3 protein-coding genes are annotated in these 2,589 nt (G+C 70.9%); all 3 read right to left on the bottom strand.

The genetic code is table 11. From position 1 onward, the window contains the following. Window positions 1-182: 182 nt before the first annotated feature. Window positions 183-1,229, bottom strand: coding sequence for a phosphatase domain-containing protein (locus tag D7V93_RS41515; RefSeq protein WP_120648491.1), 1,047 nt, complete (start codon window positions 1,227-1,229; stop codon window positions 183-185). Then, window positions 1,226-2,260, bottom strand: coding sequence for a phosphate acyltransferase PlsX (gene plsX, locus D7V93_RS41520; protein ID WP_120648492.1), 1,035 nt, complete (start codon window positions 2,258-2,260; stop codon window positions 1,226-1,228). The genes D7V93_RS41515 and plsX overlap by 4 nt, the downstream gene beginning before the upstream one ends. A gap of 10 nt (window positions 2,261-2,270) precedes the next feature. Further along, window positions 2,271-2,589 (bottom strand): MFS transporter (locus D7V93_RS41525; RefSeq protein ID WP_120648493.1); only part of this gene is annotated, 319 nt, incomplete at its 5' end.

The following is a 2,589-nucleotide window of genomic DNA, read 5'->3' on the forward strand; positions in this document are numbered from 1 at the left end:
CCCGATAGCTCCCGGGTCCCAGGGCCCCTTCGCTGCCCGCGAAAGGCACCCTTCCTGGGGTAACAGCCGGACCCCGCCCCATCCGCGAGCAGGCGACGACACCCGGAGGGCACCCCCGGTCGCCGGAGCGGTCACCGGGCAGGCAGGCGCCTCCAGGGGCTCCAGAGCCCACCGGCCAGGCGTCAGGCGCCCGGCTTCGTCGAGCGACCCTTGTGGGTGCGCGGCAGCGCGTGGGAGATGAGCGACACGTAGTCCACCGCCTGCACGCGCGGCGGGGGCGGCTGCGTGCCCAGCGCGGCCAGACGCTTGCTGAACGCGGCCAGGATGTCCGGCACGGGGCGCATCGCCTTGAGCAGCGCGTTGGGCCCCTCCATCGCCTGGGACAGCGCGATGGCGGCCTGCTGCAGCGGCAGCCCGCGCCGCAGCAGGTCCTGGAACGAGTTCGACAGCGTGAGGATGTTGTGCCCCGCCGTCTGCACCATCTCCACGGCGATCTTCAGCACCTGGGGCGCCGTGAGGTGGCCGTCCGCCAGCAGCACCAGCGCCGCCTGGAAGTAGTTGAAGATGGGCACCACGCGCGGCCCGTAGGGCGTGAAGTGCGCGGGCGGCGTCAGCCGGTCCAGGTGGATGAAGATGCGGCGCACGGGGTCCGCCACGGGAATCTTCTTCCACGCCTCGTGCACGCGCGCGACGTCGTCCGGGTACACGCCGCCCGCCTCCAGCACCTGCGACAGCACGCGCTCGTCCACCCGGCCCGCGATGAGGTCCGCGTAGAGCGAGTAGATGAACGCGTCCGCCTCCGCGTCGTCGCCGAAGAGCACCTCCTCGGCCTCCACCGGCGCGTTGACGCGACTCTCCAGGATGACGGGCAGCTTGTAGCCCACCTGCCCACGCAGGGCCCGGAAGCGCCCGCGCAGCAGGTTGCTCACGTTGTCCTTGAGGACGAACTCATCCCACTGGACGCCGTCCAGCTTGAGCTTCTCCTCCAGCACCGCGCGCATCTGCTTGGGGCTGCCGGACACGATGCACAGCCGGGTGTCCCCGCTCTCCGCCAGCTCCCGGATGAGGGTGCTCGCGCCCGGCACGGCGACCTTCTCGTGCGCCTTCTGGAAGGCGGTGCGGAACAGGTCGCGCAGCGACTCGAAGTCCGTCTGGAGGTACGTCTTGTCCAGGTCCCACCGGTAGATGCGGCGCGGGGGGCGGGGATCGATGCGGTCCGGCAGGCTCACCGCGAGAGGCCCTCCTGGATGGCGGTGCCCAGCTCGTTCGCCACCGCCTTCGCCGCCACCTTGCCGGCGTTCGCGATGGCGCGCGCCTTCGAACGGCCGTGCGCCTTGATGAAGATGCGATCAAACCCGAGGATGGGCGCGCCGCCGTACTGCTCCCAGTCCGTGATGTCCTTGAGCCGCTCGATGCCGCTCGACAGCATGGCCAGGCCCGCGCGCCAGCGAAGGCTCTCCTTGTAGGCGTACTGGGCCAGCTCCATCACCGTGTCGTGCACGCCCTCCAGCATCTTCAGGCACACGTTGCCCACGAAGCCGTCCGTGACGATGACGTCCGCGGTGCCGCGCGGGATGTCGATGCCCTCCACGTTGCCCGTGAAGTTGAGCCCCTTCATCTGCGACAGCCGCTGGTGCGCCTCCACCACGCGGGGCGGGCCCTTCTGCGGCTCCACACCGTTGGACAGCAGCGCCACCTTGGGCTGCTCGTTGCGGGAGATGATGCGCGCGTACGCGCTGCCCATGACGGCGAACGCCACCAGGTCCTCCGCCGTGGCCTCCACCGTGGCGCCCACGTCGAGGATGAGGCTGAACGGGTCCTGCTTCGCGCCTCGCACGCCCCGCGTCGGGTACACCGTGGCCAGCGCCGCGCGGCGCACGCCCGGGATGAGCTGGAAGTGGCGCTTGCACGCAAGCACGCCCGCGCCCGTGTTGCCCGCGGACACCAGCGCGTGCGCCTCGCCTTCCGCCACCAGCCGGGCGGCCACCGCCACGGAGGACTCGGGCTTGCGCGCCAGCGCCTCGCCGGGCTTCTCGTCCATGCCCACGAAGTCCGCCGCGTGGTGCACGGAGATGCGCTCGCCGTTGTGCTTGATGCCCGCCAGGACCTCGTCAATCACTGGACGGTCCCCCACGAGCAGCGCGTGGATGTGCGGAGACTCCAGCGAGAGCTGGGCCGCACCCCGCACCACCTCGGCCGGGCCGTGATCGCTCCCCATCACGTCGAACGCGATGGTGACTTGCTGCGGCTTCCCCACCATGGAATCCATCCTATGAGCTTTGCTCGGCGCCCGCTCCCGACATTCGCACCTGTGTCACCAGCGACAGTGCCAGCAGGCCTCCCAGGCCTACCAGGACCGCGCCCGTCCCATAGGGCGCGGCGGGACCCAACCGCGTGAATAGCAGGCCGCCCAGCGCCGGGCCCACAATGCGACCAAGAGAACCGCAGGCCTGATACGCGCCCAACACCGCCCCCTGACGCGCCGCGGGAGCATGCAGGGACACCAGGGCGGACAGGCACGGGTTCACCAGCGCCGACCCCACCGCCAACAGCCCCATCACCGGGAAGAGCCACCCGTACGACGGGGCC

Source organism: Corallococcus llansteffanensis, from assembly GCF_003612055.1.
In the GTDB taxonomy this organism is placed as follows: Bacteria; Myxococcota; Myxococcia; order Myxococcales; family Myxococcaceae; genus Corallococcus; species Corallococcus llansteffanensis.